15 protein-coding genes and 1 riboswitch are annotated in these 17985 nt (G+C 45.9%); of the genes, 13 read left to right on the forward strand and 2 right to left on the reverse strand.

Going from position 1 to position 17985, the window contains the following annotated elements:
* Window positions 1-299: 299 nt before the first annotated feature.
* Window positions 300-421, forward strand: a riboswitch (SAM riboswitch).
* A gap of 83 nt (window positions 422-504) precedes the next feature.
* The 4 genes from SALPA_RS12690 to SALPA_RS12705 all read left to right on the forward strand — a co-directional run bounded on the left by SALPA_RS12690 (window position 505) and on the right by SALPA_RS12705 (window position 4456).
* A complete protein-coding gene (locus SALPA_RS12690; RefSeq protein WP_145094435.1) occupies window positions 505-1560 on the forward strand; it encodes a methionine ABC transporter ATP-binding protein in 1056 nt (351 codons plus the stop codon).
* Window positions 1529-2182 carry a methionine ABC transporter permease gene (locus tag SALPA_RS12695; protein WP_145094438.1) on the forward strand — a complete coding sequence of 218 codons (654 nt, stop codon included), beginning with the start codon at window positions 1529-1531 and terminating at the stop codon, window positions 2180-2182. The genes SALPA_RS12690 and SALPA_RS12695 overlap by 32 nt, the downstream gene beginning before the upstream one ends.
* Window positions 2183-2414: 232 nt before the next feature.
* Window positions 2415-3614, forward strand: coding sequence for a pyridoxal phosphate-dependent aminotransferase (locus SALPA_RS12700; RefSeq protein WP_145094441.1), 1200 nt, complete (start codon window positions 2415-2417; stop codon window positions 3612-3614).
* A 20-nt stretch (window positions 3615-3634) separates the two neighbouring features.
* A complete protein-coding gene (locus SALPA_RS12705; RefSeq protein ID WP_145094443.1) occupies window positions 3635-4456 on the forward strand; it encodes a MetQ/NlpA family ABC transporter substrate-binding protein in 822 nt (273 codons plus the stop codon).
* A 38-nt stretch (window positions 4457-4494) separates the two neighbouring features.
* Here the strand turns inward: SALPA_RS12705 and SALPA_RS12710 are convergent, their stop codons facing one another.
* Window positions 4495-5940, reverse strand: a complete 1446-nt coding sequence (locus SALPA_RS12710) for an HD domain-containing phosphohydrolase (RefSeq protein ID WP_222427978.1) — start codon at window positions 5938-5940, stop codon at window positions 4495-4497.
* 3 nt (window positions 5941-5943) lie between these two features.
* Window positions 5944-6375 (reverse strand): response regulator, encoded by a 432-nt coding sequence (locus SALPA_RS12715; RefSeq protein ID WP_145094446.1) that lies wholly within the window; start codon window positions 6373-6375, stop codon window positions 5944-5946.
* A gap of 275 nt (window positions 6376-6650) precedes the next feature.
* Here SALPA_RS12715 and SALPA_RS12720 point away from each other — a divergent pair, with 275 nt between their 5' ends.
* From SALPA_RS12720 to SALPA_RS12760, 9 genes are all read left to right on the forward strand, one after another.
* A complete protein-coding gene (locus SALPA_RS12720) occupies window positions 6651-7922 on the forward strand; it encodes an exonuclease SbcCD subunit D (protein WP_145094449.1) in 1272 nt (423 codons plus the stop codon).
* Window positions 7919-11131 carry an AAA family ATPase gene (locus tag SALPA_RS12725; RefSeq protein WP_145094452.1) on the forward strand — a complete coding sequence of 1071 codons (3213 nt, stop codon included), beginning with the start codon at window positions 7919-7921 and terminating at the stop codon, window positions 11129-11131. Before SALPA_RS12720 ends, SALPA_RS12725 begins: the two co-directional genes overlap by 4 nt.
* Before the next feature lie 201 nt (window positions 11132-11332).
* A complete protein-coding gene (locus SALPA_RS12730; protein WP_145094455.1) occupies window positions 11333-12217 on the forward strand; it encodes a diacylglycerol kinase family protein in 885 nt (294 codons plus the stop codon).
* Between the two features lie 58 nt (window positions 12218-12275).
* The gene (locus tag SALPA_RS12735) at window positions 12276-12749 is read left to right on the forward strand and encodes an 8-oxo-dGTP diphosphatase (protein WP_145094458.1); all 474 of its coding nucleotides are present in this window, start codon (window positions 12276-12278) and stop codon (window positions 12747-12749) included.
* 557 nt (window positions 12750-13306) lie between these two features.
* Window positions 13307-14176: an energy-coupling factor ABC transporter ATP-binding protein gene (locus SALPA_RS12740; RefSeq protein ID WP_145094461.1), complete on the forward strand. Its 870-nt coding sequence runs from the start codon at window positions 13307-13309 to the stop codon at window positions 14174-14176.
* Complete coding sequence (locus SALPA_RS12745; RefSeq protein WP_255451191.1) at window positions 14169-15002, forward strand: energy-coupling factor ABC transporter ATP-binding protein; 834 nt, start codon at window positions 14169-14171, stop codon at window positions 15000-15002. The genes SALPA_RS12740 and SALPA_RS12745 overlap by 8 nt, the downstream gene beginning before the upstream one ends.
* Window positions 14995-15666 carry an energy-coupling factor transporter transmembrane protein EcfT gene (locus SALPA_RS12750; RefSeq protein ID WP_145094464.1) on the forward strand — a complete coding sequence of 224 codons (672 nt, stop codon included), beginning with the start codon at window positions 14995-14997 and terminating at the stop codon, window positions 15664-15666. The genes SALPA_RS12745 and SALPA_RS12750 overlap by 8 nt, the downstream gene beginning before the upstream one ends.
* Before the next feature lie 180 nt (window positions 15667-15846).
* Window positions 15847-17079 (forward strand): LL-diaminopimelate aminotransferase, encoded by a 1233-nt coding sequence (locus SALPA_RS12755; RefSeq protein WP_145094467.1) that lies wholly within the window; start codon window positions 15847-15849, stop codon window positions 17077-17079.
* A 262-nt stretch (window positions 17080-17341) separates the two neighbouring features.
* A complete protein-coding gene (locus SALPA_RS12760; RefSeq protein ID WP_145094470.1) occupies window positions 17342-17944 on the forward strand; it encodes a DUF3793 family protein in 603 nt (200 codons plus the stop codon).
* Window positions 17945-17985 lie beyond the last annotated feature (41 nt).

Genomic DNA, 17985 nt, shown 5'->3' on the forward strand with positions numbered 1-17985 from the left:
ACAAACGCCGAAGGTACTTGGTTGGAAACGGCCTGGGAGATCAGGAAGTTGCTGGTTGATAAAACACCTACTAATTGTTGTAGGTGTTTTTTGTTTTGCTGAAAAGCTTGGACTGTTCAGAGTGGATGCCAGGTGGAGTGAGGTCGCCATAGTCGTAATAGAAGTACGTCGAAGGGGATGGCCTTAGTAACAAACAAGCAGAGGGAGTGCTGTAAGCATAATAACTTACATTTTTTTGCTTGACAGCATTTAGGCCCTGTGCTACTATGCTAATATAGTCCATGAATTGAATATAGTATTTTTCATCAAGAGTTGGCTGAGGGACTGGCCCTATGAAGCCGCGGCAACCATCGGATATGCATTGCATATGCGAAACGGTGCCAATTCCTGCAGAAGCCCGCAAGGGACTGGCAGATGAAGAATAGCATAGTTAGTTAATTATGCCTCTTCTTCTGTGAAGAGGTTTTTTTATTGTCTGAAAGTAAAGGAGGAACCCATACAAAAATGATTATGTTAACTGAATTACAGAAGATATATCATGGGGGAACAGGTATTGTAAAGGCACTTGACAATGTATCTCTTGAAATTGAACAGGGTGAAATTTTTGGTATTATTGGTAAGAGCGGTGCAGGGAAAAGCACGCTAATTCGCTGTATTAATCTGTTGGAACGTCCTACTGCTGGCCGGGTATTGGTTGATGGTCAAGATATGACTAGTTTATCTGAAGTCGAGTTACGAGACGCTCGTAAAAGCATGGGCATGATTTTTCAGCACTTTAATTTGCTTTCGTCTCGCACTGTACTGGGAAATGTTGCTTTTCCGCTTGAGATAGCTGGTATCAGCCGTACTGAACGAGAGAAAAAAGCATTACCCTTATTAGAATTGGTTGGGCTGACAGATAAGAAAGATGTTTATCCGGCCCAACTTAGTGGTGGACAGAAACAGCGAGTGGGTATTGCCAGGGCTTTAGCCAGTCAGCCTAAAGTTCTCTTATGTGATGAGGCAACTTCGGCGCTTGATCCGCAGACCACAGAATCCATTTTGGCGCTTTTGAAAGATATAAATATAAAGTTGGGCCTGACTATTGTTTTAATAACTCATGAGATGCATGTTATTAAGGCGATTTGTGACAGAGTTGCTGTTATTGAAGGTGGACAGTTGGTTGAAACCGGTAAAGTATTTGATGTATTTACTAATCCGCAATCAGCAACTGCGCAGGATTTCATTAAAGCAGTAGTAAATAACAAAGTTCCAGATACATTAGCAGCCTTATTGTCAGATGCCCCAGTAGCTGGTGGAAATCTTGTTATGAGGTTATCTTTCTTCGGTGACGCAACCAATGAACCAGTTATAGCTGGACTTATTCGTCGGTTTGCTGTAGATGTAAATATTATATCAGGAAATATTGATCATCTGCAGGACACTCCTTATGGTACGCTCTTGATTGAGCTGTCTGGTAAGGACGAAGATATCCAGAATGCACTAATTTACTTGCAGAATCTAGATTTAAGAACAGAGGTGATTGGTTATGTCGCAAGACATGCTCATGCTGCTGGTTGAGGGACTAGGAGAAACTTTTTATATGGTAGCTGTTTCATCGCTGGTTTCAGCACTTTTGGGGATTCCCTTAGGGGTTATCCTAGTGATAACCGGCAAAGGTCATATCAAGGAAAATCTTTTATTTAATCAAACGTTGGGAGCCATTGTGAATGCTGCTAGGTCAACCCCCTTTATCATTTTGATGGTAGCTATAATTCCCTTTACCCGGATTATTGTGGGTACATCTATCGGCACAAATGCCGCCATTGTACCGCTTACTATTGCTGCTATTCCATTCCTCGCCCGGGTTGTTGAGTCGGCAATTAAGGAAGTGGATGCTGGTTTAATTGAGGCTGCACAGTCAATGGGAGCATCACCTAGCCAGATTATTTTAAAGGTACTTATTCCAGAATCTATGCCTTCCATTGTGCTTGGAATCACGCTGACAGTAATTAGTCTTATCGGTTACTCTGCCATGGCAGGTGCCATCGGTGGCGGTGGATTGGGCGACTTGGCCATCCGTTATGGCTATCAACGCTTCCGCGCTGATGTTATGTTGGCTACTGTAGTCATTCTCATTGCCATGGTGCAGATCGTGCAGTCAAGTGGCGATTATTTTGCGCACAAGCTTAATAAAAGATAAATTTATTTTGGCAGGAAGTGAACTCGTTTCAGCATAGCTGAAACATTGGAGATTCAGGTGGAGAGTCTATGCTACCTGAATGAACGACGCCTATAGAGGCGGGAGTATTGACTCGTATCCAAGATAAACTTGCAGGCACAGGTGGGCGGCGTAATACAACGCTCCACCACTAGCGTTTGACTTGTGCTATTGCCAATACGCTAACCGCCTGTAAAAAGGAGGCAATATACTAATGAAAAACAGTATCCAGGATATTCGTAAGGACGGTTATGCGTCAGCTAAAGCCAGACAATTTACGGAATCGGTTATTCGGGAGATGAGCCGGATTGCAGCCGCTCACAACGCGATAAATTTGGCACAGGGATATCCGGATTTTCCAGCGCCGGAAGCTATCAAGCAGGCTGCTGTCAGAGCAGTCATGGAGGATCACAATCAATATGCGATAACCTGGGGTACGAAAGGCTTGCGTGATGCCATTGCTACCAAGGTAAAGCGCGACTATGGAGTAGTCATTGATCCCGAACGTCAGCTCACAGTTTGTTGTGGCGCGACAGAAGGCATGATTGCTACATTGCTGGCGACTATTAATCCGGGCGATGAGGTTATCATATTTGAACCTTTTTACGAGAATTATGGGGCAGATGTTATTCTCTGTGGTGCAGTTCCTAAGTATGTTAGCTTACAGCCGCCGACGTTCAATTTTAGCCGTGAGGAATTAAGCGCTGCATTTTCGGATAAAACCAGGGCGATCATTATTAATACACCCAATAATCCAACAGGCAAGGTTTTTAATCGTGAGGAACTGGAACTAATTGCCCAGTTGTGTATTAAACATGATGTACTGGCAATTAATGATGAAATTTATGAACATATTCTTTATGACAATACTAAACATATTCCCTTATGGACTCTGCCAGGGATGGCTGAGCGGACAATCGCGGTAAACAGCGTTTCAAAAACCTTTAGTGTTACCGGCTGGCGGATTGGATATGTGCAGGCCGCGGCTGAGATTACTGCTTCTATTCGCAAGGTACATGATTTTCTTACTGTTGGGGCAGCAGCACCGCTGCAAGTAGCCGCTGCTGAAGCATTTAATTTTGGGTTCGAATACTATGAGGAATTGGCAGGCTTTTATAGCGAGCGTCGTGACTATCTGCTTACTGCCCTGGAAAAGGCTGGTTTTACTTGCATGAGACCACAAGGCGCGTATTATATTATGGCAGATATTACTCCGTTTGGCTGGGTAGATGATGTTGCCTTTGCTAGATATATGGCTAGTGAAATTGGGGTAGCTGTTGTGCCAGGCTCCAGCTTTTTTCGATCAGAAAGTACAGCTGGCAAACAACTGATACGTTTTTGCTTCTGCAAGAAATTTGAGACATTAAAGGCGGCTGCCGATCGGCTAGAAAAGCTTAAAGCAAAGACAATATAAAAGATAGGGAGAGAAAAGAAATGAAAAGATACGCAAAGCTACTGACAGTATTCTTAATTCTAGCAGTTACTGTTGTGGTATTGGCAGGCTGCGGTAAACAGGCAGCTGCTCCGGCAGCCTCAGATAAGCCTCTTAAGGTCGGTGTTACCGCCGGTCCACATGCTGAGATTATGGATGTGGTAAAAAAAGTGGCCGAGAAAGATGGTCTTAAAATTGAGATAGTTGAATTTAATGACTATGTCCAACCCAATGTAGCATTAAGTCAGGGCGATATTGATGCTAACAGTTTTCAGCATCAGCCCTATCTTGACAATATGGTTAAAGACCGCCAATATGACATTGTATTTGTTACCAAGACGGTAATTTTCCCTATGGCGATATACTCGAAAAAAGTGAAATCACTCAATGAGCTTAATCCTGGGGCTACTATCGCCATTCCTAATGACCCTACTAATGGCGGCCGCGCTTTGTTGCTCCTAGAGAGGCAAGGTCTGCTCAAGCTTAAGCCTGGTGTAGGACTTAAAGCAACAGCGGCTGATATCACTGAAAATCCTAAGAACTTTAAGGTTAAAGAATTGGATGCTGCGCAAGTCCCGCGTTCATTGGAAGACGTAGATTTGGCAGCCATTAATACCAACTATGCTATTACTGCTGGTTTGGTGCCGAATAAGGACTCTCTGGCGATTGAGGATGGCAATTCTCCTTATGCTAATATTATTGCTGCTAAGGCCAAAGATAAAGATAATCCGATGATAGCTAAGTTTATAAAAGCCTATCAGTCGGAAGAAGTCAAGAACTTTGTCAATGAACATTTTAAGGGCTCAGTAATTGTTGCTTGGTAATAAGAAAATGGATAAAAACCACGGATTAACCGTGGTTTTTATCTATTTTCCTCTACCGACGTGATGAACTTTTCTACTAATTTTGGATCAAACTGAATGCCAGCAAAGCGGCGAAGTTCATCAATAGCTTGTTTCTGGCTTAGTGCCTTGCGGTAAGGGCGGTCACTGGTCATAGCATCATAGGCATCAGCAATGGATAAGATCCGGCATTCTAAAGGAATGTTTTCACCGCTCAAGCCCATCGGATAACCGCTGCCATCCCACCACTCATGATGTTTGAGGATATAATCAGCAATTAGGTTTAAGTCAGGTGACGATTGGGCAATACGGAAGCCAATCTCAGAATGACGCTGCATTTCATTAAATTCTTCGGGAGTAAGTGTACCTGGCTTAAATAATATCTTATCGGGAATACCAACTTTGCCAATGTCATGAAATTGAGCTAGTAGTTTGAGGTCTGTCACCCTGTTTTCAGGTAGTTTAAGTGCTATCCCTAGATGGGCGACTAAGAGTTGTAGGCGGTCACCATGACCTTCGGTGATAAAGTCCCTGGCTTCCAGCAGCTTCATCGCCGTTTGTACAATAGCGCTCCGGTTGCTCTGACTCTGGTTCAATTTTTCCCGGTACATATTATTATCTGCAACCTTAAAGACTTCCGGTAAATCAAGGTGGCAGCCTTCTGCTAAAGCGAATCCTAACGACATACTGAGAACGATACCCTCTTTCAGGGGATTGGTTTGATTATAGGTATCTATCGCGCGGGTCAGCGTGTGGCACAAATTTTCGAGTGTAGCAAGGGTCGTACATGGTAGCAGCAGGACAAATTCATCGCCTCCGATGCGGGTAACAGTTGCGTTATTGGGACAAAATTTTTTTATAATGCTAGCCGCTGCTTGCAGCAAGCTGTCACCACTTTGATGCCCCCAGGTATCATTGATCAATTTAAGTCCATTTAAGTCACCAACGATGATACCAACTGGTGCAAATTGGGGCTGTTGCAGGCGTTCTAGTTCTGATGAAAAATGTGCTCGATTATAAAGACCGGTTAACGGGTCGTGGATGCTTAAATAGGTAAGGCGCTCTTCCATTATACGCCGTTCTCGGCGTACAATGGTTTCCTGTAGTTCACGGTTGATAGCAGGCACCAGACGAGTTAGGTTGCCCTTAAGAATGTAATCATGAGCACCGGCCTTCATGGCGGCTACTGCTACGTCTTCCCCAATGGCACCTGATACGATAATAAAGGGAATGTCCTGACCGCTTTTTTTTAGGAGTTCTAGTGCCGCTAATCCACTAAAATCTGGTAACGAGTAATCGGCGATAATAATATCCCACTTTTCTTCGGCCAAGGCGTCTATCATTGAGGAAGGTTGGTCTACCCGCCGGATATAAGGTACATGACCTCCCAGGCGGAGAGCTCGTTTTAACAGCAGTACATCATCTTCCGAATCCTCGATAACCAGAACATGCAAGAGTTCTGCCATTAGCTACCTCCTAACTGGCGGGATTTCGTTCAGTACCAGCCAATACAGGCCCAACTGTTGTACTGCAGCAATAAATTGATTAAAGTCCACGGGTTTGCGAATATAGCTGTTAGCGCCTAAATCATAGCTATTTAATAAATCTTGTTCTTCACGTGAGGAAGTCAAGATGATTATTGGCAGTAATTTGGTACGTTCATCAGAACGCAGGCGTTTAAGTACCTCTAAACCGTCCATTTTGGGTAAGTTTAGGTCAAGCAGGATGATTTGCGGAATAAGGTTATTAGCAGAGTCCGGACCTAGCAAATAATTGATTGCTTCAACACCATCATGGGCAATAACAACCTGATTCATAATATTATTCTTTTTAAAAGCGCGAAGCGTTAAGGCCTCATCGTCAGGATTGTCTTCAACCAAGAAGATTATTTTATCGCTCATAACGTGCTCCTTTGGGAGTATATTTAGATATTGTGGCAATAATTCAACAAATAGTGTGAAAATCCTGCAATTATTGAATTATTTTGCAAATTTACTATGAACTGGTCTGGCTTTCTTAATTTGCAGGACTTTGTCCTGACTGAGGCGAAATTTCTTTTTAGGTGAATTTCTATATAGTTCGCATTAGCAAAAGGCTGCAGGCGACATACTGTGTTGATCTGCAACGAGTTAAGCGTTTTAGTATACATATGATACATAAAAGGAGTAGCAATACCATGCGAATTTTACATACAGCCGACTGGCATTTTGGCAAGTCTATTGAAGGGCGAGACAGAATGCCGGAACAAGTGGCTTTTGTGGAAGAACTGTGCACTATTTGTACAGAGGAACAAGTTGACTTGGTGTTGGTGGCTGGTGATGTATTTCAAAGCTCTAATCCCAGTGCTGCAGCGGAGGAGCTTTTTTACTATGCTGTGGACAAGTTAGCCAATAATGGCAAACGTGGTGTAGTTATTGTGGCTGGCAACCATGATAATCCTGACAGATTATGTGCTGTGTCGCCGCTGGCTGGCCGATTAGGTATTACGTTAGCTGGTCTCCCTAAAGACGGGCTTGGTCCCACTAGTCCCGTGGCTGGAAGGGTGCAACGGGTGAATGGCGGACCGGCTTGGTTGGAATTGGCTGTGCCGGGAGTTGATCATACGGCTATTATTGCGGCTCTGGCATATCCGTCAGAGGGACGGCTCAAAGAGGTTTTATCGCAGTCGCTGGAGGATAAAGAGTTACGTCAAGGATATAATGACCGGTTGGCGGGCTTGTTTAGCCAACTAAATACTAAGTATCGGTCAGATACTGTGAATTTGGTTGTAAGTCATCTATATGTGCGCGGTGGGCTTGAGTCTGATTCGGAACAACAGATTCAAATCGGGGGGGCTTATGCTGTTGACCCATTGGTATTTCCGGCTGATGCCCAGTATATTGCACTTGGTCATCTCCATCGACCACAATATGTAGGCTCTACAGTAGCTCCTTGCCGTTATGCCGGTTCGCCACTAGCTTACAGTTTTTCCGAGATTGGATATGCTAAGTCAGTAACTCTTGCTGATATTAAGCCTGGTAAGCTGGCAGCTATTCGCGAGGTGCATGTGACTTCAGGCAAGCCACTATCTAGATGGCGGGCAACCGGTGGTCTGGCTCAGGTACGGGAATGGGTAGCAGCCGGGCGGGATAAAGATGCCTGGATTGAAGTTGAATTGGAGATGAACAAGGCCTTGACGTTGGAGGAGATTCACGAGCTTAGGGCCTTGCATTCCGGCTTTGTTACTATCAGGCCGGTATTTAATTCCCCTGAAGGAGAATCTGACAAAAAACCAGTCCGGCTTAACAGCCTGCCGCTCAATGAATTGTTTATCCGGTTTTATAAGCAGCAAAATGGCGGGCTTTTGCCTGATGATAACCTTGTGGAGCTATTTCTGGACATAAGCCAGAGTCTTATACAGGAGGAACAGACGGCTGAGCCGGAGTTAGCTGAGGAGGGGCAAGCATGAAACCGATAACTCTCAAAATTGCTGGTCTCCACAGCTTCCGCGAGGAGCAGGAGATTCCTTTCGAACAGCTATGTGAGCTTGGTGTATTTGGAATTTTTGGACCGACAGGCAGTGGCAAATCGTCGATACTTGATGCCATGACTTTGGCGCTATATGGAAGTGTAGTTAGAGCCGGACGGCGGACGCAGGGTATATTAAATCACGCAGAAAAGCAGGTTAAAGTAGCCTTTACCTTTGCCTTAGGGCAGGGCGGCGAGCGGCGCCTTTATCGGGTCGAACGCCGATATACCCGTAAAGATCAGGTTGCAGTGTCCAACACCTACAGCCGTCTGGTGGCAATAATGAATGAGCAGGAAGAGGTTCTTGCCGACAGGGACCGTGAGGTTACAGACCAGGTTACAACCTTGCTTGGATTGCGTGAAGAAGATTTTACCAAGGCTGTGGTGCTGCCGCAGGGCAAGTTCGCCGAATTTCTTAATTTAGGTGGCAAGGAACGGCGTGAGATGCTGCAGCGGTTATTTTCGCTGGAACAATATGGAAATGTACTGCTAAATAAGGTCAATGAGCAATATAGAATGGTGGAAATAAGCCATATTGAAATAGAAAGCGAACAAAAGGGCCTGGGGGATGCATCTCCGGCAGCTGTCGCCACTGCCCAGGCGGTGTTGACAGTTACTAAGCAAGAGGAAACAGCCGCCTTAAAACAGTACCAGGCGGCGGAACAAGGCTATAAGGAAGCTAATGAAGTCCATAACCTGCAAAGCGAATTGAAGAAAAAAGAGACTGAGAAGGCCGCTCACCGCCAGCGCGAAGATGCGGTGAAGCAGCAGGCAGCAGTGCTGGCCGCTGCTGAAAGGGCAGCGCGGACCGCCCCGGTACTGGAGGAGTTTTTAGCCAGTCAAATGGCTGAGCGGGCAGCTGATAAAACCAAAAGGCAAGTGCTGGGGCGGGTTAATGAGCTGTCTGAAGATTGCAAGCGGCTAAGTGCCAGCTATATAGCGGCGCAGCAATCCAGGTTAAGAAAAGAACCGGAACTGATTGAACGGCGTACAAAATTAGAAGCAGCGGTTAACCTTGAAGCTGAAGTAAATAAGTTAGCTATGGAGACAGCTGGATTAGCAAAACAACAGCAGGTGTGCCAGCAGGCCTGTCAAGCCGCCAGCCAAGCAGCCGCTGAAAAGGGCTCCTATAGCCATAAATTAACAGATAGCATTCAAAAGCTGGAGCAGCAGTTACTGTCAGCCACAATCAGCACCATACAGCGGAGTCAGGTGCAAGCCTGTATGGCGCTGGCACAGATAGTAAAGCAAAATAGGTTAGCAGCTGATAAGATAAAAAAGGAGGGCGCTGTACGCAAACAACAGTATGACGTTACCCAGAGTGCTGCCTGCAAGGCAGAAGAGCAATTACGTCAAGCTGAAATAAGGCTTAGTGAGCGGGAAACAGCGGAAGGCAAACTGACAGAAGAACAGTTAACTGCTGCGGTGGCTCAGCTTGACCAATTATTTGCTGGTGAAAAGCAGGCTGCTGCTATCCGGTTAGCCGGTGAGCTAACCGCAGGCAGTCCTTGCCCGGTATGTGGTTCAGTAAGTCACCCTCAACCGGCAGGTGGTGGACAATATGGCGGGGGGACGCGTGACCAGGTTAAATTTGAGCAGGAGATTGCGGCTACCAAAGAGCACATTGCTAAACTAACCTTAACTTTGTCTGAGGCGAGTAAAAAAGCTGTTGTTGAGCGGCAAAGCCTTAATGAGGCCCGTACGGCAGCCGTTGCACTTACCCAGCAGGCAGCCAGTGCCCTGGCTGAACTGGATAAAATCAGAGAAGAGTATGTTGAGGCGCAGGCGGCAGTTGCCGACGCCGATGGCCAGCTTATTGCGGCACTTCAGGCTCAAAGTATTGTTGCTTTTTTGTCTAATGAGACCGCCCTTACACAGGTAGTTGAGCTGCACCAATATATTAGCAAGCAAGATCAACTGGCTGAAAGTTTGGCCAGGCAACTGACAGACTACCGTCAGGAACAGGTAGCTTGTCAGGCTGAAATTACCTGTATTCAGCAAACTATTCAAACAGGTGAAGCGGAATTGGCGACATTGACTGCCAGGTTAGATAGTCTTACTGATCTGGTAGCAGCCAAGCGGCAAGAGCTTTTTGTGGTTACAGGGCAAATACCAGCAAGCCAACTGCGAGCCCGTACAGATCAGGCCCTCGAAACTGTGCGCCGCGAGGAGCAGGAGGCGCAAGCTGCCTATGAGCAAGCGGCTGAGGGGCTTGCTGAAGCCGAGCAGGCGCGTGCCAGTGCGGAAACTAGTTGGCAAGAAGCCGTCCTGCGGCGAGAGAAGTTGCAAGTGCGTCTAATGGCCAAGCTTAGCGAAGAGGGGTTTGCCGATAGCGAAGCTGTTAAGGCCGCCCTGTTGCCGTTAGAACGTCAGGAGGAATATCGCCAATTGCTTAAGGGGTATGCAGAGACTGAGCAGCGGCTAAGCGCCCAGTGCGAACAACTGGCAGAAACGCTTAGGGGGCGGAGTGTAACTTCGGTTGAGTGGGAGCAGCGCAAACAGGAGCTAACCCAGGCTGAAACGAACAAAAGTACAGCTATTGAGCGCCGGGTGGAGGCAGATAAGGAGTACCGTGATCTCACAGAGAAATATCAACGATGGTCACAGCTTGAGACTAGGCGGTTGGCAATTAAGGTACGCAAAGACGGCTTGCAGGCACTCAAAACGCTGCTGCGGGGTAATGTATTTATTGAGTTCCTGGCACAGGAGCAGATGGGACTTGTGGCTTGGCAGGCATCTGAACGATTAAAAGAGATTACGCAAAATCGATATGCGCTGGAAATGAGTTCGGACGGCGGTTTTCTTATTCGCGATGATACTAATGGTGGGGTAAAGCGTCCGGTTAGCACACTGTCAGGCGGAGAAACCTTCCAGGCTTCTCTGGCGCTGGCGTTGGCTCTGTCTGCCCAGATTCAGCTTAAAGGTAAGTATCCATTGGAATTTTTCTTTTTAGATGAAGGGTTTGGTTCGCTTGATCAACAGGCGCTGGATGTTGCTATGGTATCACTGGAAAAGCTGCACATTGAGAGCTTAACCATTGGTATTATTAGCCATGTAGCTGAATTAAAGCAGCGAATGCCGCGCCGTCTGCTGGTCGAGCCGGCAGAACCGGCTGGTCGTGGCAGCCGGGTTAGTATAGAGGAGGCATAATAAGTTTTTCTATGGAGGATAAACTGTTTTGTTAAGAATATCTACACCGTGGCTGTCCAGGATAGCAGGCATTGTGTTATAATTTTGATAGAAAATACGAATAGTTTCGAATGGAGGCAAGGGAAAAGAAGATTTGGCACCGGTGCAGGTGCCGGCTGATGGGCAGAGGGTAGATTTTACATAACACTGGAGAGGCTATATATGAAAAAATACATATTAATATATAATCCAGTAGCAGGTGATGCCAAGTTTAAGTCTAGACTGGATGAAGTTGTGGAATACTTACAAGTGTCTGACGGGATAGTGTTGCCTTTTCGCACCAGATATCAGGAGGATATCCGGCCATTTATCAGGCAAATCAAAGAGATTGGCGCTGACGGCTTGATTGTGTCTGGTGGTGATGGCACAGTGCATCAGGTAATTAATGCGATGTTGATAGAAGATGTTGATATACCTGTTGGCATTATTCCCAGTGGAACTTGTAATGATTTTTCCAGTCATGTAAGCTTTGATAAGAATTTGTCCAGGTGTCTTAGTGCAGTCACCGGCGGGCGGTGGCGAATGGTTGATGTGGGCAAAGTAAATGAGGAGTATTTTCTAAATGTTGCCAGTGCCGGACTGCTTACTTCGGTGGCCCATAGTGTGGATGCTTCTCTTAAAAATACTGTAGGGCGGCTGGCATATTATTTTAAGGGCTTAGGACAATTGCCTAACTTCAGGTCACTGCATGTCAAAATAACGGCAGATGGTCAGGTATTTGACGGCGATATTCTACTGTTTCTGGTGATGAATAGTGGCATAGTGGGCAGCTTTCCTTCGTTGGCTCCAGAGGCCAGAATTGATGATGGTAAACTGGACTTATTGATTATTAATAAATGTAGTATTCCAGAGCTTATGGGTTTGTTTATCAGTTTGTTTTCCGGGCGGCATATATTAAGCAAGCATATCCGGAATTTACAGGCCAAAGAGCTGTATATTGAATGTGATGAACCTGTAGATAGCGACCTGGATGGTGAACAGGGGCCGCTGCTGCCATTGGCTATTTCTACGGTTACGAAAAAGCTGAAGGTATTTCAACTGTCCTGAACGAAAGAGGTACGTTCATCACTAAGGATAGGGCTATATACTAAAAGGGGGGACTACTATGCGTTCAACAACATTGTGCTTTCCCATTCAAGGTAATCCAGCCCGGCAAATCTTACTTGGAATGAAAAAGACGGGGTTTGGCCGGGGTAAATACAATGGTTTTGGCGGTAAGCTGGAAGCTGGTGAGACGCCGCTGGGCTGCGCGGTGCGTGAGTTGGCCGAAGAGTGCGGTATTGTTGCTGAGGAGGCTGATCTCAGGCCAGCGGGTGAGTTGCTATTTATTTTCCCTGCCAATCCGGAGCTTAATCATGATGTGCATTTGTATCTGCTGTATAAGTGGCAGGGTGAGCCACAGGAAATGCAAGAAATGAAGCCAGTGTGGTTTGATGTTGCTGAGATACCTTATGCTGAGATGTGGGCAGATGACTGCTACTGGTTACCGGCTGTTCTTAAAGGAAAAAAAGTCAATGGCAAGGTGATTTTCTCTGATAACAATGAGGATGTGGATGGTATTACCATTCGCACCGAATAGCCATATATATTAAAAAGTAATTGACAGACAGCATGAGGGTTTGCTATACTTTGCTATAAATATATAATGATATTGTCGATGACCAGAAAGAGTACATATGTTAGAGAGCCACAGAGAGCCAACGGTAGTGGGAGTTTGGCGCTGCTCAGCATGTCGAATGGGCCTGGGAGATACAGTCTGAGCCGGCATAGCCGGGGTAGGCGCTGTCGGGATTCTTCCGCCGTTACCAGGAAGCAGGTATCAGATCTTTTTGTTCTCGTACCTAGTAAGCCGGGCCGATTTATCAGGCCAATTAGGGTGGCACCGCGGGTTAATGATACCCCGTCCCTTAAGTCATACAATTAACTATGTATGATTTAAGGGATGGGGTTTTACTATTTTTTGCGCGAATACTTTAGAATTGTCGATAAGCCGCCATCTGCGTTGCATCTCTTCCGGGCTTCACTCCAGCGTACGCCCGGTACGCTTGCGTTCCAGTCCTTGGAGAAGCTTAGCAGCTGACGACTTCTCGGCAATTCCGGCATTTCATTTGTTATGGGAAAATAGAGGAGGAAGTTATGATGGCTGTGAATTTTGAACATTTTTCTTACGCTTATCCGAACAGTGATGTGGTTCTTGATGATATTACCATGGCGATTCCTGAAGGTTCATTTACCGTTATTACTGGCCCTAGCGGGGCAGGCAAAACTAGTTTGGCGCTGGCGATAGCCGGTGTGGTTCCCCATTATTTTGGGGGGCGGCAGGGAGGCTCTGTGCAGGTTGGTGGCGTTATCTCCGCCCAAAGCAGTATGGGCGAACTGGCTAAGCAAGTAGGTACTGTATTGGCTGATTACGAAAGTCAGCTGGTGGCATTAACGGTAGCAGAAGAAGTAGCATTTGGTCTGGAGACTTCCGGCTTTGGCCGGAGTGAGATTGCCGAACGGGTTAATCAGGCGCTGGCACTGGTGGGGCTGGCTGGGTTAGAGGATCGTGAGGTGGCCGGGTTGTCAGGCGGCCAGAAGCAGCGGTTGGCGATTGCCGCTGTGCTTGTTACCGCTCCAGAGATATTGGTTCTTGATGAACCGGCTTCGGCGCTTGACCCGGAAGGGGCAGCCGGGATTTATGAGCTGCTGTATAAGCTTAATTGCCAGGGGAAAACAGTGGTTGTTGTGGAACATCAACTGGCGCGCGTATTACCGTATGCCAGCCAGGTTGTTGTTTTGCAGGCAGGTCATCTGCAATTCGCAGGTAACCTGGAACAGACGCTAGCATTTATGTGGGAGCAACCGGCGCTTAAGTTGGGCGTACCGCCACTATGGGTCATTAAATTGACCATGGAAGAACAGACAGGACTAACCTTAACTGCTTGGAAAAGTGAAGACGAAGCAGCCGCAGAACTGAACAAACTGATGCGAACGTGCGCAGAAGGAGTGGCCAAAAGTGCCTGAAACACTTTTAGATATACAAAAATTAGTTTTTACCTATAAAAATTCCGAACAAACGCTGAATGAAGTGGACTTTGCCGTCAATGTCGGTGAATTTGTAGCATTAGTTGGGCGCAACGGCAGTGGGAAGACAACACTTACCCGTTTGGCGATGTCATTGATAAAGCCGGCCAGTGGAAAAATTACCTTTCAGGGGCAAAACACGGCAGCCATGACACCTGCTGATATGGCCCGCAGTATTGGTTATGTTTTTCAAAACCCTGATAGGCAGATTTTCCATGATACTGTTGCCAAGGAAGTAGCTTACGGTCCGCAACAGCTTGGATTTGCTCCTGAGGCACTGAGCCAGTCGGTGGCATGGGCGCTTAGAATGACCGGTCTGACAGAACTGGCCGACAGTTTTCCGCGTTTGCTCAGCCGGGGACAAAAGCAAAAAGTAGCTATTGCGTCAGCCATTGCCATGCAGCCCAAAATGCTCATTCTGGATGAGCCTACCAGCGGGCAGGACCCTTGGGACGGACATAACTTGATGGAGCTGTTAAACAGCCTAAATCAGCAAGGTATTACCATAATTCTGGTTACCCATGACATGGAACTTATTGCTAAATATGCAACTAGGGCTGCTGTGCTTGATCGGGGGCTAAAAGTATTTGATGGTACGCCATCAGAGTTGTTTTCTGGCAGTCGCGATATCGCTGCCTGGGGTTTACTGCCGCCAACAGCTGTTGCGCTTGGTCAGCAGTTGGCTGGTGTAAATGCACAAAATGCGGCTGAGTTAGTCAAGCTGGTTATGTCAACAATTAAAGAGAGGGGTGAAGGCTATGCCTAAACTTGCGCCGCTCACCAAACTCATTTTTACAGCTGTCGTATCGGTATGGGCGTTACTCATTCCTACGCTAACAGGCCAAATTGCATTGGTTGTTGGTCAACTGCTGCTACTGGGACTTTATCGCCCCTTAGGTAAGCATTGGCAGGCGGTTAGTGGATTGGCACTATTTGCCGGCCTGTTGGTAGCTATTCAATATGTGTTTGGCAGTAGCCTGGAGTTTTCATTGATGTCCGGCTTTAAGATGCTTGCGATGTCGCTAGTATTTGTCTTTATGTTAGCTACCACCCGGTTGCAGGACTTGACAGCTGCGCTGGTTAGTCAGTGCCGGATACCTTATGAATATGCTTTTATGTTTACTTCAGCATTACGGTTTGTGCCTGATTTCCTTGAAGAGAGTAAGGCTGTGCGCGAAGCGCAGGCTTGTCGCGGTTATGTTTTTCGCGGTAATCCGGTAAAACGGCTCATGGATTATATAGCCATTGTTGAGCCATTGGTTTTGCGGGCCATTTCCCGGTCGGAAACTATGGCCATGAGCCTGGAACTGCGGGGGTTTGGCCGCAAAGGACGACGGCAGTTTACTGCCGATGTAGCGCTCAGCCGCCCTGATTATGCCGCTATGTTGTTTATGCTGCTGCTGACGATTGGTTTGACGATTGTACGATAATTTGTGATAGTTGTTGCCACAAGCGGCAGCAACTATTTTTTGTAAGGACATGAAGGAAAAATGTACATGTAGCAGAATATAATACCAAATATCAATCATTAATGATTGCATTGACCCCGTTATTTTGGGGAACAATTTAAAAACTACCAATTTATTCAAATAGGAGAGGAGTTTTCAGCAATGGCCCTGATTAACGAGAATTATCTTAAATTGCAAGGAAGCTATTTATTTGCTGAAATAGCACGGCGTATAACCAAATTCAAGGAAGATAATCCCAGTGCCGATGTTATCAGACTCGGAATTGGCGATGTTACCCGACCGCTGCCTGAGGCTGTAATTAAGGGGCTGCACATGGCCGTTGATGAAATGGCTGATGTTAAGACCTTCCGCGGCTATGGCCCTGAGCAAGGCTATCAGTTCCTTATTGAGAAAATCATTGCTACTGACTATCAATCACTGGGTGTGAGCCTGGATGTGGATGAGCTATTTGTTAGTGATGGTTCCAAAAGTGATGTCGGTAATATTCAGGAAATCTTTGGTGTGAACAACCGAGTAGCTATTACTGATCCGGTATATCCGGTTTACCTGGATACTAATGTTATGGCTGGACGCACTGGCGACTTGGTCAATGGTAAATTCGCCGGTGTGACCTACTTGACTTGTAATGCCGAAAACAATTTTACCCCAGCGTTACCGGAGGAGAAGGTAGATATCATTTATCTTTGCTTCCCCAATAATCCCACAGGCACGACGCTGCCTAAGGAAGAACTAAAAAAATGGGTGGATTATGCTAAAGCCAATGGGGCTATTATTCTCTATGATGCCGCTTATGAAGCCTACATCCAGGAACCAGGCATTCCCCATAGTATTTATGAAATTGAAGGCGCAAAAGAGGTGGCTATTGAGTTTAGAACCTTCTCCAAAAATGCTGGTTTTACCGGCACGCGTTGTGCTTTTACTGTCGTACCTAAGACTGTTTTGGCAGCCACTAAAGATGGTGGTCAATATCCTCTGAATAAGCTATGGAATCGCCGCCAGACCACTAAGTTTAATGGCGTGCCGTACATTATCCAACGGGGAGCGGAGGCTGTATATACGCCAGAAGGCCAGCAGCAGATTAAAGCGCTTATTAACTACTATATGGATAATGCCAAAACCATCCGGGAAGGATTAAAAAGTATCGGGTTAGATGTTTTTGGTGGTGTTAATGCACCCTACATTTGGCTCAAAACGCCGCCAGGCTACGATTCATGGTCATTTTTTGATAAGCTTCTGAATGAAGCTAACATTGTCGGCACCCCGGGAGCTGGTTTTGGCCCGGCTGGCGAGGGTTACTTCCGGCTTACCGCCTTCGGTAGTCAAGAAAGTACCCAGGAAGCGATTGACCGTATTAAAACTAAGTTGAGTTTATAAGACCTAAAGCAGGGGGATAGTTCTTGTGCTTCGTTTGGTGAAGCAGGAGAATATTCTTCCTGCTTTCTTTAGATCCCCAAGCGGCCGAGCTTTTGGTAAAGGTAAAACAATCGCAAGAAAAATATCGTATAGCGAGAAAATATTTTGCGTCGGGATAAAAAAAGATTGACAAAGAATCAGGAACGTAATACTATTAAATTGAGAATGATTCTCGATATCAATTTAATAGCTTTAAAAATAGAGGGGCGTTTGGGGTGAAATTTTGAAAAACGTTTTATTAAAAAAATTTATTGCTACATTAAATACTTTTAGTGACGGCGAATATCTTATGGCCAAGATTGAATTAGAAGCCGCACCAATACTTGCAGGAATAAAACCTTCTTCACTAATGACTTTCAGCAAAGATTCACGTAATCTTTATCAAATGTGGGAAACGTTCAAGGACAAGTGCTGTGCGATACTGCGGTTGCAATATTTTGAAATGAAAAAAACCGAAAGATCTGTATTAGTCTTATTCTATAATCCCGTTTTAATATCAGAAGTTGTGCTACGTGCTGAAAATAAAGATTTTTTATGCGGTATGGGGTATCCGGCTGGCGTATCGCTACAGCAAATTTTGCAGATTCTTAGGGAACGATTTAAACATACATTCCCGCATGAAATTGGATTATTTCTTGGCATAGCCAAAGAAGATGTTGACGGCTTTATACAAAATGGGGGAGCCGGATGCTTATTTTGCAGGTATTGGAAAGTCTATCATAGACCTCATGAGGCGATTTGCTTATTTCGTAGATATGATACGGCTAGGTATACTGTTATGAAAAGTATTTGTCAGCGAAATTCATTGGTAAATATGCCCGCGTGAGTAAAAAAGGTATACGCGTTAATTTATAACAGGCATGATAG

Origin of the sequence: Sporomusa sp. KB1 (genome assembly GCF_007830295.1) — a bacterium.
GTDB lineage: Bacteria > Bacillota > Negativicutes > Sporomusales > Sporomusaceae > Sporomusa.

Bases quoted from the DNA above. Each gene is read 5' to 3' on its own strand.
- SALPA_RS12725 (WP_145094452.1), top strand. From the start codon at position 7,919: ATGAAACCGATAACTCTCAAAATTGCTGGTCTCCACAGCTTCCGCGAG.
- SALPA_RS12720 (WP_145094449.1), top strand. From the start codon at position 6,651: ATGCGAATTTTACATACAGCCGACTGGCATTTTGGCAAGTCTATTGAA.
- SALPA_RS12710 (WP_222427978.1), bottom strand. From the start codon at position 5,940: ATGGCAGAACTCTTGCATGTTCTGGTTATCGAGGATTCGGAAGATGAT.
- SALPA_RS12705 (WP_145094443.1), top strand. From the start codon at position 3,635: ATGAAAAGATACGCAAAGCTACTGACAGTATTCTTAATTCTAGCAGTT.
- SALPA_RS12750 (WP_145094464.1), top strand. From the start codon at position 14,995: ATGCCTAAACTTGCGCCGCTCACCAAACTCATTTTTACAGCTGTCGTA.
- SALPA_RS12735 (WP_145094458.1), top strand. From the start codon at position 12,276: ATGCGTTCAACAACATTGTGCTTTCCCATTCAAGGTAATCCAGCCCGG.
- SALPA_RS12690 (WP_145094435.1), top strand. From the start codon at position 505: ATGATTATGTTAACTGAATTACAGAAGATATATCATGGGGGAACAGGT.
- SALPA_RS12700 (WP_145094441.1), top strand. From the start codon at position 2,415: ATGAAAAACAGTATCCAGGATATTCGTAAGGACGGTTATGCGTCAGCT.
- SALPA_RS12695 (WP_145094438.1), top strand. From the start codon at position 1,529: ATGTCGCAAGACATGCTCATGCTGCTGGTTGAGGGACTAGGAGAAACT.
- SALPA_RS12715 (WP_145094446.1), bottom strand. From the start codon at position 6,375: ATGAGCGATAAAATAATCTTCTTGGTTGAAGACAATCCTGACGATGAG.
- SALPA_RS12740 (WP_145094461.1), top strand. From the start codon at position 13,307: ATGATGGCTGTGAATTTTGAACATTTTTCTTACGCTTATCCGAACAGT.
- SALPA_RS12730 (WP_145094455.1), top strand. From the start codon at position 11,333: ATGAAAAAATACATATTAATATATAATCCAGTAGCAGGTGATGCCAAG.
- SALPA_RS12755 (WP_145094467.1), top strand. From the start codon at position 15,847: ATGGCCCTGATTAACGAGAATTATCTTAAATTGCAAGGAAGCTATTTA.